At 68.8% G+C, this 17,558-nt stretch carries 13 protein-coding genes; 12 read left to right on the top strand and 1 reads right to left on the bottom strand.

What is annotated here, in order from left to right:
- Positions 1-13: 13 nt before the first annotated feature.
- On the bottom strand, positions 14-2,926 hold the full coding sequence (locus tag HYU53_10180; GenBank protein ID MBI2221562.1) for an insulinase family protein: 2,913 nt from the start codon (positions 2,924-2,926) through the stop codon (positions 14-16).
- Between the two features lie 338 nt (positions 2,927-3,264).
- On the opposite strand from HYU53_10180, the gene HYU53_10175 reads away from it, so the two are divergent.
- From HYU53_10175 to HYU53_10120, 12 genes are all read left to right on the top strand, one after another.
- Positions 3,265-4,533, top strand: a complete 1,269-nt coding sequence (locus HYU53_10175; GenBank protein MBI2221561.1) for a hypothetical protein — start codon at positions 3,265-3,267, stop codon at positions 4,531-4,533.
- 3 nt (positions 4,534-4,536) lie between these two features.
- Positions 4,537-5,622, top strand: coding sequence for a sigma-54-dependent Fis family transcriptional regulator (locus HYU53_10170; GenBank protein MBI2221560.1), 1,086 nt, complete (start codon positions 4,537-4,539; stop codon positions 5,620-5,622).
- Between the two features lie 11 nt (positions 5,623-5,633).
- The gene (locus tag HYU53_10165; GenBank protein ID MBI2221559.1) at positions 5,634-6,248 is read left to right on the top strand and encodes a polysaccharide biosynthesis/export family protein; all 615 of its coding nucleotides are present in this window, start codon (positions 5,634-5,636) and stop codon (positions 6,246-6,248) included.
- Entirely contained in the window at positions 6,245-7,555 is a 1,311-nt protein-coding gene (locus tag HYU53_10160; GenBank protein MBI2221558.1) for a hypothetical protein, read from the top strand. Before HYU53_10165 ends, HYU53_10160 begins: the two co-directional genes overlap by 4 nt.
- Before the next feature lies 1 nt (position 7,556).
- Entirely contained in the window at positions 7,557-9,164 is a 1,608-nt protein-coding gene (locus HYU53_10155; GenBank protein ID MBI2221557.1) for a hypothetical protein, read from the top strand.
- An 8-nt stretch (positions 9,165-9,172) separates the two neighbouring features.
- Positions 9,173-10,090: an AAA family ATPase gene (locus tag HYU53_10150; protein ID MBI2221556.1), complete on the top strand. Its 918-nt coding sequence runs from the start codon at positions 9,173-9,175 to the stop codon at positions 10,088-10,090.
- Positions 10,091-10,097: 7 nt separating this feature from the next.
- Positions 10,098-10,955, top strand: a complete 858-nt coding sequence (locus HYU53_10145; protein ID MBI2221555.1) for a CpsD/CapB family tyrosine-protein kinase — start codon at positions 10,098-10,100, stop codon at positions 10,953-10,955.
- A gap of 1 nt (position 10,956) precedes the next feature.
- A complete protein-coding gene (locus tag HYU53_10140) occupies positions 10,957-12,336 on the top strand; it encodes a TIGR03013 family PEP-CTERM/XrtA system glycosyltransferase (GenBank protein ID MBI2221554.1) in 1,380 nt (459 codons plus the stop codon).
- Positions 12,337-12,486: 150 nt separating this feature from the next.
- Positions 12,487-13,338, top strand: a complete 852-nt coding sequence (locus HYU53_10135) for a DUF3473 domain-containing protein (protein ID MBI2221553.1) — start codon at positions 12,487-12,489, stop codon at positions 13,336-13,338.
- Positions 13,335-14,675: a UDP-glucose/GDP-mannose dehydrogenase family protein gene (locus HYU53_10130; GenBank protein MBI2221552.1), complete on the top strand. Its 1,341-nt coding sequence runs from the start codon at positions 13,335-13,337 to the stop codon at positions 14,673-14,675. Before HYU53_10135 ends, HYU53_10130 begins: the two co-directional genes overlap by 4 nt.
- Positions 14,672-15,712 carry a polysaccharide deacetylase family protein gene (locus HYU53_10125; protein MBI2221551.1) on the top strand — a complete coding sequence of 347 codons (1,041 nt, stop codon included), beginning with the start codon at positions 14,672-14,674 and terminating at the stop codon, positions 15,710-15,712. Before HYU53_10130 ends, HYU53_10125 begins: the two co-directional genes overlap by 4 nt.
- A 16-nt stretch (positions 15,713-15,728) precedes the next feature.
- Positions 15,729-17,558 (top strand): carbamoyltransferase, encoded by a 1,830-nt coding sequence (locus tag HYU53_10120; GenBank protein ID MBI2221550.1) that lies wholly within the window; start codon positions 15,729-15,731, stop codon positions 17,556-17,558.

The following is a 17,558-nucleotide window of genomic DNA, read 5'->3' as shown; positions in this document are numbered from 1 at the left end:
CCGGCAGAACTGGCTATTTGGCGAACGCCTCCGAGAACGGCGTGATCCACACCCTTTCCGGGGCGATGTTCAGTTTCATCGCGCCGATGACCTTGTCCTCAGCAAGCAGCTCCTGCGGCTTCTCGGCATCGTACGCGATCGGCGAGAAGGCGTCGGACACGAGCGCCTGCTTCAATCCCTCCGCATCCCTGGTGATACAGACGATCGCGAGATTCCTGGCGGTCAGGTGCTTCCTGATCGCCGCGTTGACCTGGTCCACGGTGAGTGTCTCGAGCGCGCCGCGCATGTGGGCGGTGAACTCACCGATGCCGTACCACTTCGAGTCGAGCGCGTAGCCGAGCTGCTGGTCCTGTCGCGCGGTCATGACATAGACGTTTTTCATCAGGTACCCGCGCGTGGACTCGAACTCCGCGCCAGACAGGCCGCCGTCGATCAGGCGCTGCAGCTCGTGGATGGCAATACGCAGCGCCATGTGGCCGTTCACCGGCACCACCGGGCGGATCCAGATCTCGAAGATCTGCTGCTGGCGCGCGATGTTCGGGTCGGGGAAGAACTGGAACATCCCGCGCGGGAACGCCTCGATGTAGGCGTAATCGCCATAGTTCATCCCGCGCACGTTGCGGATGCGCTGGTACAGCCTCCCCGACGAGGCGCGGTGCTCGCCGAGCCACACCCGCGCGACCGAGAGCGCCGCGAAATCGGGATGGGCGCGCGTGACCTCGATCGGGAACCCGAGCGAGATCGCCGTCGCCCGCGTGTCCTTTTCCAGGATGTTCACGCTGATTCCGGCGAGCGGCTTCGCCCGCACCGCCGCGCGCGGCGCCGCCGGCCCCTCGGGCAGCCTCGCAAGCTGCGCCTGCACCGTCCGCAGCATCTCGCGCGGGACGTCGCCGCTGATGCCGAGGGTGAGATTCGCCCGCGTGTACACCTGGCGGGCGAACCGTTTCACGTCGTCGAGCGTGATGGCGTTGAGGCCGGCGACCGTGCCAAGCGAGACGTGCGCGTACGGCGTGCCCGTGAAGATATCGATCTGCAGTTGTTCCTTCCCGAGTTCCTCCTCGTTGTTCGAGCGCAGGTTCTGGGTGAGCGCGTTGAGCTGCGCCTCCTTCAGCCGCGTGAAGTCCTCCCCGCGAAGGCCCGGTTCGAGCAGCTGCGGAAGCACGATGGCGAGGAAGGTCCGCCAATTGTCCTTGTGGATGACCGCGGTGAGCGTGGACATCTCCTTGTCCACGCGCGCGTCGAACGAGCCGGCCATCGGGTACAGGGCGGCCTCGATTTCATCAACCGTCATGGACTTCGAGCCCGCCTCGGTGATCATCGCCGCGGTGAGCGCCGCCAGCCCTTCCTTCCCGGCGGGGTCGTGGGCGGAGCCGGCGCCAAACAGCAGCTTCACATTGAGCTGCGGCAAGGGGGACGTCTGCTGCACAAGCGGGATGCGAGCACCCGCCCCTGCATCTGCCGCGACCGTGATCGGCGCGATCGCGCGCTTCGGCTCCGTGGCGCCCGAAGCGGGCGCCGGCTTCGCCGCGGGGACCGCCAGCGCCAGGCCGATGCCGGCCGGCAGGGCGTCGTTCGAGAGCGTCGTGACGATCAGGCTGTTGTCCACGAAGTACTTTCCTGCGGCGGCCTGCAGGTCGGCGGGCGTGAGCGCGTCGAGCGTGCGGTAGTAGTTGTTGACCGTGTCGAACGAGCGGCGGTACGGCGCGTACGACGACACCACCGCCGCAATGCGCTCGGTGCTGTCGAGCGACCGCGCGAAGGCGTACTTGTTGGAGGACTTCGCGTCAGCCAGCCGCTCGGCCGGCATGGGCGTCGCGCGCGCCCCGGCGATGGTGGCGAGGATCTGATCCCGGACGTACACCGCGTCGGCCGCGTTCTTCACCCGCGCAAGCACGGTGAAGAGCGAGGCGTCCACGCCGGTGGGCGTGTCCGCGATGAGGGCGTCCACCTTCTGCTCGCTGACGACGAGCCGCTTGTACAGGTCTGAGGTCGGCCCGAAATACAGCGCCCCGATCATGTCCATCGCGGCGGTGTCCTTCCCGTGCTCGTCGAACGCGGGGCCCAGGAAGCCGACCGTGACCCAGGGCAGCGTCTCGGACGGCCATGGCACGTGGACGTACTGCGCGGCCGCCGCCGGCGGCTCCTTCGGGATGTCGGCCGGCGTGACGGCGCCCCCCTTCCAGCCGCCCCAGTGCTTTTCGACGAGCGGCAGGACCTGTTCGGGCGTCACATCGCCCGCGACGATCACGGTCGTGTACTGCGGGCGATACCACCGCTCGAAGAACAGCTTCGAGTACGCGTACTCATTCGGCATGTTCTCGATGTCTTTGATGAAGCCCATCGGGGTGTGCTTGTAGGTGTGGGACTGGTAATAGCGCTCGCGCTGGACCTCGAGCAGCTTCTGCAAGGGCTCGGCGCTGTTCTTGTTGTACTCGCCGAGGATCGCGCGCGCCTCGGTCTTGAAGTCAGGCTCCACGTACGACAGGTTCTGAAACAGGTCGGCGTAGAGCGCGACCATCGTGGCCAGATCCTCTTTCGCGAACGTCGCGTAATAGCGCGTGAAGTCGTCGCCCGTGCTGGCGTTCTCGCGCGCTCCCGCCTCCACCATGATCTGCCGGTATTTCTCGGGCGGCGTGTTCGGCGTGCCGCGGAACATCAGGTGCTCGAAGAAGTGCGCAAACCCGGATTTGCCCGGTTCCACCTCGTTGCGCGAACCGGTCTGGACCGGGATCTGGATGCTGACGATGTTGGGGAAGCCGGTGGGGACGACAATCACCTTCAACCCGTTGGCGAGCGTTGTTGCCGTGGCCCGGAAGGGCAGCACGTCAGGTGTCGCCCCGGGACCCCCGGAAGCGGGTCTGGCGGCGAACGTGGCGACGGCCAGTGCGAGCGCAGTGACGGCCGCCGGCCTGAAAGGTCGGCGCATGGAGGTTCCTCCTGGGTGAGATGGATGACGCCCCCCTACTATGACCTGTTTTACCGGCGGCCAGCCATAGGGCGGGGTCGCCGGATTCGCGATTTAAGTCTTCCAAGTCCGCGACTAAGTTCCCCGCCGCGGTGATCGGACCGGCGGGGATAGTCTGCCTCCAGGGAGATCGCGGCATGAAAAGTCATCCCTGAAGGGATTTATGCGAGCGCCGGCTGGCGGCGTCTTTGCACGACGGGCGGCACACTCATGTTTTACACGCTGCCTCCTGAACGGATTCGGGAGATCTGACGTTGGACGTCCCTGGCGCCTTCTCTCCGGCCTTCTGGCAGTTGCTGATGCAACTGCGTGCCTCGGCGGACGTCGCCGTGGAGATGCTCGACCAGGGCCTGGCACCGACGCTGCCGATCGACGAGCAGCGCTGGCCGGGCCTGCTCGATGAGCTCAAGGAAATCCTCGGCCGGCAAAGCGCCAAAGCCATACTGGCCGCGGGACGCGACGGGCGTTTCCTGGGTTCCCGCTACTGGCTCGGCGTGTTTCCGCTGCGTTCGCGCGGGCACGTCGAAGGGCTGCTGCTCGTCGCGCAACCCCGCACCGGGCTCGGTCCGTGGGACGAAGCCGGGGGGGAGATGCAGACCGAGCAGATGGCGCACGCGCTCCGGAGCGCCATCGAATCGGAGATCGACGCGGCGGACCGCAGCCGCGCGCAGCAGGAGAAGATGCAGCGGCTCGCCGCCTCGAGCCGGCTGGCGGCGCATCTGCATCAGGCGGAAACCGAGGAGGAGCTGTTCGACCTGCTGCTCCAGTCCGCGGCCGTCTGGCACGACCTGGACGCCAGGGTTTATCGGCGTACCCTCGCAGGCACGTACGCCCTGTACAGCCGCCTGCCGGGCGGCGACCCCGGCGCGGCCCCCTCGGAAATGCAGGACACCCTGCTGAGCGCCGCCGGACCACCGCTGTGGATCTCCTCGGTGCCGGACCTGCAGCGCCTCGGATGGAGCAACCCTCGGGGCGAGCTGCTGCTGATTCCGGTCGGGCTGACCGACCCTCCCGACTGGCTGCTCGCCCTGGCCGGGACGCTCGATTCCGACGTTGAACAGGCGTTCGCGTTTCTCGCGAGGCTTGCCGGGCGCGTGCTCGAGCAGTTCGTGGACACGCAGTCGCGCGCCCTGCAGGCGAGGCTGTCGGCGGCCACCGTCCAGGGATCGTCGGTGCCGATCGAGGTCGAAAGCGCGGTGCTCCGCGAAACGATGACGGCGGTTGGAGCCGACGCGGCGCTGCTTGCGCTGTCGGCAGGCGCAAGGGGACATGCCGTCCAGGTACTCGCCTCGATCGGGGCGGCGCAGCCGGACCCGGCGATGACGCCCGTTCCGGACGAGCCGGTGCTGTCGAACGGCCACCTGGCCATTCCTTTCGCGCTCGTCGGCGGACGCAGTGCGGTGCTGCACCTGCGCTCGTCGGCCGAGGGGTTCACGTCGGCGACGCGACGTCTCGCCGGGGCCGCCGTGGTCGTGCTGACGGCGTGGCTGAGCGGACGTGTCGAGACGGCGCCGGTGATCGACGTGCGAACGTGGGATCCGGCGCGAAACGGGGAATCCGGGCGCTGATTGATGAAAGCCATGGAGTACCACATGCGGGTTGCTGTTTCTCCGCTGGTCGGCGCGAGCAAAGCGATGATCCAGCTCCACGAGGAGATCGAGCGCATCGCGCGTTCCGACGCGAAGGTCCTCATCACGGGTGAGAGTGGTGTCGGCAAGGAACTGGTCGCGCGCGCGGTGCACCAGAGCAGCCCGCGGGCGGCGCGCAACTTCGTCGCCGTCAACTGCGCCGGCCTGCCGGAAACGCTGCTCGAATCCGAACTGTTCGGCCACGTCAAGGGGAGCTTTACCGGAGCCTACCGCGACAAGCCCGGCAAGCTCGAACTGGCGGACCGCGGCACCATCTTCCTGGACGAAGTCGGTGAGATGACTCCCCGGATGCAGGGGCTGCTCCTCCGGTTTCTCGAGACGGGCGAGCTGCAGAAGGTGGGCATCGACCGCAGCGTGTCGGTTGCCGACGTGCGGGTGATCGCGGCGACCAACCGGAACCTGGCCGACATGATCGCGCAGGGCGCCTTCCGGGAAGACCTCTTCTACCGCCTGAACGTGATCAACCTCTGGGTGCCGCCGCTCCGCGAGCGCCGCGAAGACATCCCGCCGCTCGTCGACTTCTTCCTCAAGCGCGCCCTGTCGCGCAACGGCCACGTGGTCCGCGCGGTGTCGCCCGAGGTGATGTCGGCCTTCTCGGCGTACTCCTGGCCCGGGAACGTGCGGGAGCTGGAAAACGCGGTGGAGCGCATGGTCGTGACCGGGCGGAGCGAGGTGCTCACCATCGATGACATCCCGGCCGAGATCAAGGCGGGACGCGGCGGGGAGATGCGGCCTCGCAAGGAACGACGGCGCACCGTGGCCGACGATCTCTACAAACGCCTCGTGCAGGACCAGGAGTGTTTCTGGAGCGTCGTCTACCCGTTGTACATGCGCCGCGAGATCACCCGGGACAACGTGCGCGACCTGGTGCGGAAGGGGCTCGAGGAGACCCGCGGCAACTACAAGATCGTCGCGAAGCTGTTCAACATGGACATCCGCGACTACAAGAAGTTCCTGAACTTCCTGCGGAAGCACGACTGCCAGCTGCCATTCAAGGCCTACAGGTAAGCGGGGACGCCATGCGAAGCACCGCCATTGCCTTCGTGTTCTGCGGTCTCGTCGCGCCGGGCGTTGCGGGCGCCCAGCCGACGATCGGCGAGACGCGGCCGGCCGTCGCCGCCGAGCCGCCGGTCGGGACGCCGCCGCTGCCGCCCGATTACGTGATCGGCCCTGACGATCTGCTGGCCATCGTTTTCTGGAAAGAGAGCGACATGTCGGCCGAAGTGGTGGTCCGGCCCGACGGCAAGATCGCACTGCCGCTGCTGAACGACGTGGTGGCCGCCGGGTTGACGCCGGTGGAACTGCGCGATCGGCTGGCGCAGGCGGCGAAGCGATACCTCACCGATCCGACGCCGACCGTGGTGGTCAAACAGATCAACAGCCGCAAGGTGTTCATCACCGGTCAGGTGGAAAAGCCGGGCGCGTACCCGCTCACCGGCCCGACAACCGTCGTGCAGCTCATCGCGACCGCGGGCGGGCTGAAGGAATACGCCAAGTCATCGCACATCGTCGTGATGCGTGCGGCGGCGGGGCGCCAGACCGCGAGGCGGTTCAACTACAAGGACGTGCTCAAAGGGCGCAACCTCCGTCAGAACGTCGAGCTGAAGCCCGGGGACACGGTGATCGTGCCATGACCGCACATCGCGGGGCGCGCCGCGTTCGCCTCGCCTCGGGCACTGCGGCGCTGGTGCTGTTCGCCGTCCAGGCGGCGGCCCAGAGCAGCGCGCCCGGACAGCGGGCGGCGCAGAGCCTTTTCGGCCCGGGCCGGAGCCAGACGGCGCGCGAGGTCACCCTCGACTGGTGGTCCACGCTGTTTGCCGCGTACGACGGCCGGCGGGAGCCGGCTGCGGCCGGCACCGCGCCGCGCTCGATATACTTCGTCGCCGACGAAAGCGTCACGTTCGGGCGGCGCGGCGATTCCATCTCCTTCGGCGGCTTCACGCGCGCCGAACTTCGGAAGTATCGCGGCGCAGACGAGCCGATCAAGCCGGGCGTGACGGGCCTCGCCTGGTTCGAAGCGGGCCTGGGCGCGCGCCTGAAGCTGCGCGCGCTTGGCGCCTATCGGGACACCCCGCTCCGCCTGGCCGGACTGCTCCCCGAGGATCCGGGCACGGGGCTCGGCCTGGACGCCGGGGTGGACGTCACGCCCATCGAGAGCCTCGCCCTCACGCGGCATCGCGTCGTCAGCCGCATGGGCGCCCTCGAGGCTGCGTACGACGTGACGCCGCTGACCCGGCTCACGGCGTTCGTACAGCAGCGGCGGTCCGACGCGGAGGAAGGTGCGCGCCACGACATGCGCCGCGTCGGCGCGCAAATCGCCCGCCATCTGAGCGCGCACACGCAGCTGGTGATCGGCTACGCCCTGCGGCGGCTCGATCGCCTCGACATCGCGGAGCGCACCGACAGCCACGACCTCAACGTCGGGATCGACTACCACCGCGCGTTGTCGTTCACGCGCCGTACGACGCTCGCGTTCCACACGGGGTCGGCCATCCTTCGGCGCGAGCACGGCACCTCGCTGCGGGCGATCGGCGAAGCGACGATCCGCCGGGAGTTCAGGCGATCGTGGGCGGCCGAGGGGGGCTATTCACGCCGGGTGCTGTTCCTCGAGGGTTTCGAACAGCCCGCATTTGCCGACTCGGCGACGTTCAACGTGTCGGGCCTGCTGACGCGGCGCCTCGATGTCGCGCTGTCCGCGCGGTACGCGGTGGGCGAGATCGGGCTGGCGGTGCGGAGCAATCCGTTCGACCTCGCGATGGCCACCGCGCGCCTGCGATGGTCGGTGGGCTCCCACGTCGCGCTGTTCGTGCGCGGCGGGTACTTCTACTACGAGTTTCAGGACAACGCCGGGCTGCCTCCGGGTCTCGCACGCGTGTTGAACCGGCCGACCGCGCAGGCGGGCGTGAGCCTCTGGGTGCCCTTCCTCGACAACGGACGCTGACATGCTGCCAGGACGAAGCTACACGCCCGAGGAGATCATCGGCACCCTGCGCCGCCGGTGGCTGGCGGTCGCGGTTCCCGCCGTGCTCGTCGCGCTTGGAACGCCGATCGTGACGTCGCTCCTTCCCGACGTGTACTCGGCAAGAGCCGTGATTCTCGTCGTGCCGCAGCGCGTCCCCGAGAACTACGTCCGGTCCACCGTGACCACCCGCCTCGAGGACCGGCTGCAGACGATTTCGCAGCAGATTCTCAGCCGGACGCGCCTCGAGAAGATCATCGCCGATTTCGATCTGTACGCCGAGGAACGCAAGACGGCGCTGACCGAGGACATCCTGGAACGCATGCGCAGGGACATCGACATCCGGATCGACAACGGGAGGGGGCGTCGCGACGACGGCGCGTCGTTCTCGGTGAGCTATGACGCCCCGACCGCGCTCCTCGCCATGAAGGTGACCGAGCGGCTCGGGTCGCTCTTCATCGAGGAGAACCTCCGCGATCGCGAGATCCTCGCCGAGGGCACGAACCAGTTCCTGGAAAGCCAGCTCGAGGAGGCGCGCCGCCGTCTGGTCACGCACGAGGAGAAACTGGAGGAGTACCGGCGCCGTTACGCGGGGGAGCTGCCGACGCAGCAGCAGGGGAACCTCCAGGCGATCCAGCACGCGCAGGTACAACTGCAGAACCTCGCAGAGGCGGCGGCCCGCGATCGCGACCGCCGGCTCGTGATCCAGCGGGAGATCGCGGATGTCGCCTCGCAGACCATCGTGCAGGCGAGCGCGCGGCGCGGGCGGGACGGCGAGGGGGACGAGAGCGACGGCGGGCCGATCGCAACCCCCGCCGAGCAGCTCGAGGCGGCGCGCCGGACGATGACCAGTTTGCAGGCGCGGTTGACCGCCGAGCACCCGGACGTGGTGCGGCAGGCCAGGCGCGTGCGGGAACTCGAGGCGGCGGTGGAGCGGGAAGCGGCGCGCGCGCCGCTCGGCGACGGCACGCCCGCCCGGGCGCTCACCCCTGCCGAGGCCGTGCAGCGGAACCGCGCCGCCGAACTGCGCGCCGAGGCGGACAGCCTGCAGCGCGAGCTGGAACGCAAGGCGGCCGAGGAGCTGCGGCTCCGGCGCCTGATTGAGCTGCACCAGCGCCGCGTGGACGCCTCACCCACGCGCGAGGCGGAACTCGTGGCGCTCACGCGCGACTACGACACGCTCCAGAATCTCTACACCTCGCTCCTGTCGAAGAACGAGGAGGCGAAGATCTCCGCAAACCTCGAACGGCGGCAGATCGGCGAGCAGTTCCGGCTGCTCGATGCCGCGCGCCTGCCCGAGAGGCCTGCGTCGCCGAATCGTCCCCTGCTCAACGTTCTTGGGGCACTGGTCGGCATCGGCCTCGGGCTCGGCATCGGGATCCTGCTGGAATACCGCGACAACAGCATCCGCAACGAAGACGACGTGCTCAGGGTGCTCGGGCTGCCGGTCGTGGCGGTCGTCCCGACGATGTGGACCGCGCGCGAGAAGCGGCGGCTGCGCCGGCGCCGCCTGGCGCTGTTATCGGGAACCGCCGTGGTCATGCTCGTGGCGGGCAGCGCCCTCGTGTGGCGCTTGCTCCAGCAGCCGTAGAGGGCCTGATGTACGAATCGTTCTTCGGCCTCCGCGAACGCCCGTTCGATCTGACGACGAACCCCCGGTTCCTGTTTCTGACGCCCCGTCACCGTGAGGCGCTGACGCTGGTCGAGTACGCCTTGAGCGCGCGCAAGGGCGTCTCTCTCCTGCTCGGGGACGCGGGAACCGGCAAGAGCACGATCGTGCGGGCGGCGCTTCAGCGGCAGCCCGAAGGGAGCTGCATCGCGTACCTGACGAACCCCACGCTCACGCGCCAGGACTTCTACGGCTTTCTCGCGAGCGTCTTCGGGTTGTCCGCAGCGGTCAACGGGTCGAAGGTCCGGCTCCTGATGCAGCTCGAGGCGCTGCTGGTGGAGCGCGCGGCGGCCGGGCTGCTCTCGGCCCTGTTGATCGACGAGGCGCAGAGCCTGCCGCACGCGCTGCTCGAGGAAGTGCGCCTCCTCAGCAACATGGAGACGCCGACGATGAAGCTCCTGCCCGTCGTGCTGATCGGCCAGCCGGAACTTGCCGGGCGCCTGAACGACGATTCGCTGCGGCAGTTGAAGCAGCGCGTCTCGCTGCGCTGCAGCCTGCAACCCCTCGACCTGCGCGAGACCGCGGCGTACATCACCACACGGATCCGGGTGGCGGGAGGGGACAGCGGGCAGGTGTTCTCACGCGAGGCGGTGATGGCGGTGTACGAACGCTCGCGCGGGATTCCCAGGACCATCAGCGTCATCTGCGACAGCGCGCTCATCTCCGGGTTCGCCGCGGACCAGCGGCCCGTCGGCAAGGAGATCGTGCTGGAGGTCTGCCGCGACCTCGATTTTCCAGGGGGCGCGCGCGCGGCGTCCGCCCCCGCGGCGGTCGCCGCCGGAGAATCCCGGCCGACGACGGAACTGTTCGCGCACTTCACGACGCGCCGGCGCTTTACCTTCTTCTGAGACTGCCATGAGCCGAATCGAGGACGCATTGACCCGCGCGGGCCGCCCGCCCGCGCCGCCTCCCGGCGGCGCCGAGCCGCCGCCCTGGAATTTCGAGCGCGTCGCGCCGCCGCCACCGCCCCCGCTGGAGGCGGGAGCGGGGCAGCTTCTGTCCCGCCTTGCCGACCCGCTCCTCGACAAGGTGGTGATCTCCTCCAGGATCCCCAGCGCCTCCCTGGAGCAGTTCCGCCGGCTTGGCGCGACGCTCCACCACGCCCAGACCCAGAAGGGCACGCGGGTCCTGATGGTGGCCAGCGCCCAGCCCGGCGAGGGGAAGACGCTGACGGCGACCAACCTGGCGCTCACGCTCAGTGAGTCCTACCGGCGGCGGGTGCTGCTGATCGACGCCGACTTGCGCCGGCCGACGCTGCACGAGCTGTTCGCGCTGCCCAACGTGGCGGGCCTGAGCGAAGGGCTGAACAGCGACACCGAGCAGAAGCTGACGATCACGCCGATCTCGCCGATGCTGTCCCTGCTCGCGGCCGGCGCCCCGAACCCCGATCCGATGAGCGCGCTCACGTCGGGCCGCATGCGCACGGTCATCGACGAAGCGCGGGAGACGTTCGAATGGGTGATCATCGACACGCCGCCGGTGACGCTCATCACGGATGCGGCGCTGCTCGCGGCGATGGTCGACGGGATCGTGCTCGTCGTGCAGGCGGCGGCGACGCCCTACACGCTCGTCCGCCGCACCATCGATACCGTGGGGCGCGGGCGGATCGTGGGCGTCGTCCTGAACCGTGCGGCGGAGGCGGCGCCCCGGGCGTCCTACTACGCCAGTTACCTCGCGCACAGTCAATCCGGCCGCGGACTCGCGAGAGGCTGACGTGCAGCGTCCCAACCCCCGGGTTGTCGCGCTCGTGGTCTTCGAGACCGCGCTCATTCTCGGGGCGATCGTCCTGGCGGTCTACGTGCGGTCGGGCTCGCGGGCCGGCATCGTCATCCTGCAGGAGCACGCGCTGGCCAAGGGGCTGGTGATCGCGTTCATCTGCCAGGTGTGCCTGTACTTCTCGGACCTCTACGACCTGCGTCTCATCTCGGATCGGCGGGAGCTGTTTGTCCGCACGGTGCAGGCGCTGGGCGTCACGTCGCTGGTGCTGGCGACGCTGTACTTCTGGTTCCCCGATCTGATCATCGGGCGCGGCGTCTTCGCGATCGCGGTGACGTTCGTGATTTCCGCCGTCACGGGATGGCGGCTCGCGTTCGAGTGGCTCGTCGGGCGTGTCCGCCCGCGCGAGCGGGTGCTGCTCGTGGGCACCGGCGCCGCCGCGGTCAGCCTGGCGAAGGAACTGCACTCGCGGCGCGAGCTGGGCGTCGAGATCGTCGGCTTCGTCGACAGCGACCCCGCCCTGGTCGGCACGCGCCTGTTCAACCCCGGCGTCATCGGGACGATCGACGACATCCCGGACATCGTGCGGAACGCGGTCGTCGATCGGGTGGTCATCAGCCTCGCGGATGCGCGCGGCAGGCTGCCGATGGACCGCCTGCTCGACATGAAGCTGCGCGGCGTCGCGTTCGATCATCTCGCGTCCCTCTACGAGAAGTACACCGGAAAGATCGCGGTCGAGAACCTGCGTCCGAGCTGGCTCCTGTTTGCCGACGGCTTCCACAACAAGCGCCTGGTCCTTCACCTCAAACGCGCGTTCGACGTGGCGGCGTCCCTCTTCGGGCTGCTGCTCGCGCTGCCGCTGATGGCGGCCGCGGCCATCGCGATCCGCGCGACGTCGCGCGGCCCTGTCTTCTACCATCAGCAGCGCGTCGGCCAGAACGGCGTCGTGTTCACCGTCCACAAGTTCCGTTCGATGCGCGTGGATGCGGAGGCCGCCTCGGGGGCCGTCTGGGCCCGCCCCGACGACGACCGCGTCACGCGCGTGGGCCGGTGGATGCGGCTCACCCGCGTGGACGAACTGCCGCAGCTCTGGAACGTGCTCGTGGGCGAGATGAGCTTCGTCGGCCCGCGCCCCGAGCGGCCCGAGTTCGTCGGGACGCTGACGAGGGACATCCCGTTTTACGGCCAGCGACACGTCGTCAAGCCGGGGGTGACGGGGTGGGCGCAGGTGTCGTACTCGTACGGCGCCAGCGTCGAGGACGCGCTGCAGAAACTCCAGTACGACCTGTACTACATCAAGAACACCTCCCTCGCGCTCGACCTGTTCATCATGCTGAAGACGGTCAAGGTCGTCCTCCTCCGCCGCGGCGCGGCCTGATGGCAGACGAAAGTCGGCGGGCGCGCGGACTTGAGGTGCCGCAGGGGGTGCCGTGACCGCGAAGTCCTCCGAACCCGCCACTTTTGCGCCGCTCGCGTTGGCATGCAGGTCGCAGCCCGGGCGCCTTGAATGCACTCGCAGGCGACGGGCGTGACCAACGCCATGACGGTGGACGTCGAGGACTACTTCCAGGTCAGCGCGTTCGACGACGTGGTGGGCCGGCACCAGTGGGACCGGCTCGAAAGCCGCGTCTGCGCCAACACGGATCGGCTGCTGCGGATGTTTGCAGACCACCGCGTGCGCGCGACCTTCTTCGTCCTCGGGTGGGTGGCCGAGCGATTCCCCGCCCTGATCCGCCGCATCGCCGCCGCGGGGCACGAGCTGGCGTCGCACGGTTATTCGCACCGCCTGATTTACGCGATGACGCCGGAGGAATTCCGCGCGGACGTGCGGCGGTCGCGGTACGCGATCGAATCCGCGGCTTCGATGCCGGTTCTCGGGTACCGCGCGCCGAGCTACTCGGTGACCGCGGCTTCGCTATGGGCGCTGGACATCCTGATCGAAGAAGGGTTCGTCTACGACGCCAGTGTGTTTCCGATCCATCACGATCGCTACGGCCTGCCCTCGGCGCCGCGGCATCCTCACACGGTCCGGCGCCCCGGCGGCACGCTCCTCGAGGTGCCCGGGTCGACGATCCGCTGCGGCGCCGTCAATCTTCCCATCGGCGGGGGCGGATACTTCCGCATGCTGCCGTACGCCTGGACGTCGTTCGGCATTCGCCGCCTCAATCTGGTCGAGCGGAAGCCCGCCGTGTTTTACGTGCACCCGTGGGAGATCGATCCGGCGCAGCCCAGGTTCGCGGCGCCCTGGCTGTCGCGCCTTCGCCATTATCGAAACCTTCACCGGACCGAGTCCCGCCTGCGCCGCCTGCTGGCGGAATTCCGGTTCGACACGGTCAGTGCCGCGGTGGGGCTCGCAGCCGTAAGAGCGGGGGCCGCATGAATGTGGGGGTGATCGGCGCGGGATACGTCGGACTGGTCACGGGCGCGTGCCTGGCCGACTTCGGGCACACGGTGACGTGCGTCGATGCGGACGCGGACCGGATCGAAGGGCTCTGCCGCGGCGCGCTCCCGTTTCACGAGCCCGGCGCCTCCGAGCTGGTGCACCACAATGTCGCCGCCGGCCGCCTGCGGTTTTCGCATCGGCTGAAGGACGGCGTCGCCGGCACGCGCGTCATCATCCTGGCGGTCGGGACGCCGGACGACGGCGCGGGAAGCCCCGATCTCACGCAACTGGACCGCGCGATCGTGGAGGTCGCGCGGGAGCTGGACGGCTACCACGTCATCGCCATCAAGAGCACCGTGCCGGTCGGCACCAACCGCCGCGTGTCGGAGCTCGTGCGCGCGCACCTGCTGCAGCCGGCGCGGGTGGACGTCGTCTCGAATCCCGAGTTCCTCCGCGAGGGGTCCGCCGTGGGCGATTTCATGCGCCCGGACCGCGTGGTCATCGGGTCGAACAGCGCGCAGGCGTCCGCAATCATGCGCGACCTGTATCGACCGCTGTACCTGATCGACACGCCGGTTGTCTGCACCGATCCGGAGACGGCGGAGCTGATCAAGTACGCGTGCAACGCGTTCCTGGCGACGAAGATCAGCTTCGTGAACGAGATCGCGAACCTCTGCGACGAGGTCGGCGTGGACGTGCACGTCGTCGCGAAGGCGATGGGGCTCGACAAGCGGATCGGGCCGAAGTTCCTTCACGCAGGCCCCGGCTTCGGTGGATCGTGTTTTCCGAAAGACACGAGGGCGCTCGCCACGCTCGGACGCCGATACGGCGTGCCCCTGCGGATCGTCGAGTCGGCCATCGCCGTCAACATCGCGCAGGGGGAGGCCGTCGTGGCGAAGGTCGCCGCAGCGGTGGCGGGACTCGCGGGCCGGACGATCGCGGTGCTCGGGCTCGCGTTCAAGCCGAACACGAGCGACGTCCGCGAGTCGCCGGCGATCCATCTGTGCATCCGGCTGGTCGAGGAAGGCGCGATCGTACGGGCGTTCGATCCGGTGGCCTGCGCGTCGGCGGCGGCGGTCATCGAGGCGGACGCGGTGACGTACGCGGAGTCCGCCTACGAGGCGGCCGATGGCGCCGATGCCGTGGTCATCATGACCGAGTGGAACGAATTCCGCAGCCTCGACCTGCACCGCCTGCAGGGAGTCATGCGGGACGCCGTCATCGTGGACGTGCGGAACGTGCTGGATCCGGCGCGGGTGCGATCGCTGGGATTCACGTATGTCGCCACCGGACGCCGCGCCCCGCTGGTCGCGGTCGAGAGGGCGGCGCGATGAAGGTCACGCCGGAGCAGCTCGGCGCCCGGTATCTTCCGGCGGACCCCGCCGCGCGGCCGACGCTCTGTGTCGTCGTCGACACGGAAGAGGAGTTCGACTGGGACGCCCCGTTCTCCCGCCAGAACACCCGCGTGCGCGCGATCGAGCAGCTGCCGGTCGCGCAGGCCGTGTTCCGCCGGTACGGCGTCGTCCCCACCTACGTTGTCGACTTTCCCGTTGCCGCCGATGCGAATGCCACCGGCATGCTCCGATCGCTGCTCGCGTCGGGGGAATGCGCGATCGGCGCGCACCTTCATCCGTGGGTCACGCCCCCTTTCCTGGAGCGGCTGAGCGCGGCGAACAGCTTCAGCTGCAACCTCGGCGTGCTGCAGGAGGCCAAGCTCCAGCGGCTCAAGGAACGCATCACGGAGAGTTTCGGCCGCGCGCCGCGGGTGTACAAGGCGGGCCGCTACGGTTTCGATCGGACGACCGTGCGCGTGCTGCAGAAGCTGCAGTTCGGCATCGACGTGAGCGTGTGCCCGCACATGACGTTCGAGGCGTCGGGCGGGCCGTCGTTCACCGCGTTCGACGCGAGGCCGTTTGCCCTCGGGCGCGATGCGGCGCTGCTGGAGCTTCCCTGCACGGCGGGCTTCACCGGGATCGCCGGAAGCGCCCGGCGCGCGCTTCGAGCCCTGGCGGAGCATCCGCGGGCGGCCCGGCTCCACCTCGCAGGCGCGCTGTCCCGTGCGCGCATCACGGACCGCGTGATGCTGAGCCCCGAAGGTCACAGCCTGGCCGAGATGTGCCGGCTGACCCGCACGCTGCTCGCCGAGGGGCTGCGGACGTTCACGCTGTCGTTTCACAGCCCGTCGCTCGAACCGGGCCACACGCCGTACGTCCGCGATCGCGCCGGCCTCCAGCGATTCATTGCGACGCTGGATCGTTACCTGGAGTTCTTCCTCACCGCGGCTGACGGCGTCACCTGCACGCTGGAGGAGTTCCGCGACCGGACGTTCTCGCACCGGCCCCGGCGAATCGCCGCCGGACTGGTGCACTGAGGGCACGAGCTGTCATATGAAGGTACTGGCGATTTCACCGCTCGACACCGACTCCACCGTGACCCTGCTCGAGGACGGACGCATCCTGTTCGCGGCCGGCGAAGAGCGCTTCACCCGTCAGAAGCTGCAGAGCGGATTTCCGTGGCGCGCGCTGCAGGGCGCGCTCGACTGCACGGGCACGGATCCGTCCGAGATCGACGTGGTCACCTACCCGTTCCTCACGTGGGAAGAGGAGACGCGCCTGTTCGAGCGCAATATCGCGCGCGAGCGGGAGCGGCTGCAGCGCACGGAGCCCGCGCCGGTCCAGCAATTGATCGACGACGCGCGCCGGCGCGTGCCGGCGCGCCGCGACCCGGTGCCGGGGCTGCGGCAGCCGAATCAACGCAAGGAAAAACCGCTGATGAAGCGGCTCGCATACCGGGTGGCGTCCGTCGACGGCGTCGTGTCCAGGAACGTGGCGAAGCGCGCGCTGAGCCAGTGGGGGAAGGCGGCCACCGCGTACCACATGCAGTGGCAGGCGGAGCTCGAGACGGCCCTCGACGAACTGGGCCTGCGCGACCGCCTGCGCCGGGTCGAGCACCACGAGAGCCACGCAGCCAACGCGTTCTACACGTCGGGGTTCGACGAGGCGCTGGTGGTCACGCTCGACGGCTACGGCTCCGGCCTGGCCGGGTCCGTCAGCGTGGGACGGGAGGGACGCATCGAACGCCTGTTCGACCTCGAGTACCCGCACTCGCTGGGCACCTTCTACGAGTCGGTCACCTCGGGCCTCGGGTTCCGGCCGTGCCGCCACGAGGGGAAGATCGTCGGGCTCGCGGCCTACGGCGATCCGTCCGTCCTCGGCGACGTCGTGCGCTCGCGGTTCGAGATCCTCGCCGGCGCCTTCCGCATCATCGAGAGCAACAACGTGTTCTTCGTGCGCATGCTCGCCAGCGACTTTCCGATGCAGGACGTCGCGGCCGCGTACCAGCGCGTGCTCGAGGACGTGTCGGTGGGCTTCGTCCGCCACTATCTTCAGAAGACGGGGCTCCGGCACCTCGTGCTCTCGGGCGGCGTCACGGCGAACGTGAAGTTGAACCAGCGGCTCCGCGAGATTCCCGAAGTGGACGCGATCTTCATCCACCCCCACATGGGCGACGGCGGCTGCGGCACCGGTGCGGGCCTTCTCGCGTTTGCCGGCAACGGCTTCCGCGGATCCGCCCTCGACGACGTGTTCTTCGGTCCGTGCTACGGCGAGACCGAGATCGCCGCGTCGCTGCGCAGCGCGGGACTGCCGTTCGACCGCTACTCGCCAATCGAGAAGAAGATCGCCAGCCTGGCGGCGGCGGGCAAGGTGGTGGCGCGCTTCAACGGGCGGATGGAGTACGGTCCGCGGGCGCTGGGGAACCGGTCGATTCTGTACCACGCGCAGGAACCGGCGGTGAACCAGTGGCTCAACCAGCGGCTCGGCCGGACCGAGTTCATGCCGTTCGCGCCCGCGACGCTCTACGAGCACCGCCACGAGTGCTACCAGCGGGTGGATGGCGCCGACTACGCCGCTCAGTTCATGACGATTACCTTCGACTGCACGGAACGGATGAAGACGGACTGCCCGGCGGCCGTGCACGTGGACGGCACGGCGCGCCCCCAGCTGGTGACGAGCCGATCGAACCCGAGCTTCCATCGGATCCTCTCCGAGTATTACGCCCTCACCGGTATTCCCTCGCTCATCAACACGAGCTTCAACATGCACGAGGAGCCGATCGTCTGCACGCCCGATGATGCGGTGCGGGCGTTCCTGGCGGGCAACCTCGATTACCTGGCCATCGGGGACTTCCTCGTGGCGCACCCGTCGGTGCGGCGGTAG

Source organism: Acidobacteriota bacterium (assembly GCA_016184105.1).
Lineage (GTDB): Bacteria > Acidobacteriota > Vicinamibacteria > Vicinamibacterales > 2-12-FULL-66-21 > JACPDI01.
Note: the sequence above shows the minus strand (reverse complement) of the source record. Positions and strands in the feature narration are given on the sequence as shown.

Bases quoted from the DNA above. Each gene is read 5' to 3' on its own strand.
- HYU53_10165 (MBI2221559.1), top strand. From the start codon at position 5,634: ATGCGAAGCACCGCCATTGCCTTCGTGTTCTGCGGTCTCGTCGCGCCG.
- HYU53_10145 (MBI2221555.1), top strand. From the start codon at position 10,098: ATGAGCCGAATCGAGGACGCATTGACCCGCGCGGGCCGCCCGCCCGCG.
- HYU53_10120 (MBI2221550.1), top strand. From the start codon at position 15,729: ATGAAGGTACTGGCGATTTCACCGCTCGACACCGACTCCACCGTGACC.
- HYU53_10175 (MBI2221561.1), top strand. From the start codon at position 3,265: ATGCAACTGCGTGCCTCGGCGGACGTCGCCGTGGAGATGCTCGACCAG.
- HYU53_10170 (MBI2221560.1), top strand. From the start codon at position 4,537: ATGAAAGCCATGGAGTACCACATGCGGGTTGCTGTTTCTCCGCTGGTC.
- HYU53_10130 (MBI2221552.1), top strand. From the start codon at position 13,335: ATGAATGTGGGGGTGATCGGCGCGGGATACGTCGGACTGGTCACGGGC.
- HYU53_10180 (MBI2221562.1), bottom strand. From the start codon at position 2,926: ATGCGCCGACCTTTCAGGCCGGCGGCCGTCACTGCGCTCGCACTGGCC.
- HYU53_10155 (MBI2221557.1), top strand. From the start codon at position 7,557: ATGCTGCCAGGACGAAGCTACACGCCCGAGGAGATCATCGGCACCCTG.
- HYU53_10125 (MBI2221551.1), top strand. From the start codon at position 14,672: ATGAAGGTCACGCCGGAGCAGCTCGGCGCCCGGTATCTTCCGGCGGAC.
- HYU53_10160 (MBI2221558.1), top strand. From the start codon at position 6,245: ATGACCGCACATCGCGGGGCGCGCCGCGTTCGCCTCGCCTCGGGCACT.
- HYU53_10150 (MBI2221556.1), top strand. From the start codon at position 9,173: ATGTACGAATCGTTCTTCGGCCTCCGCGAACGCCCGTTCGATCTGACG.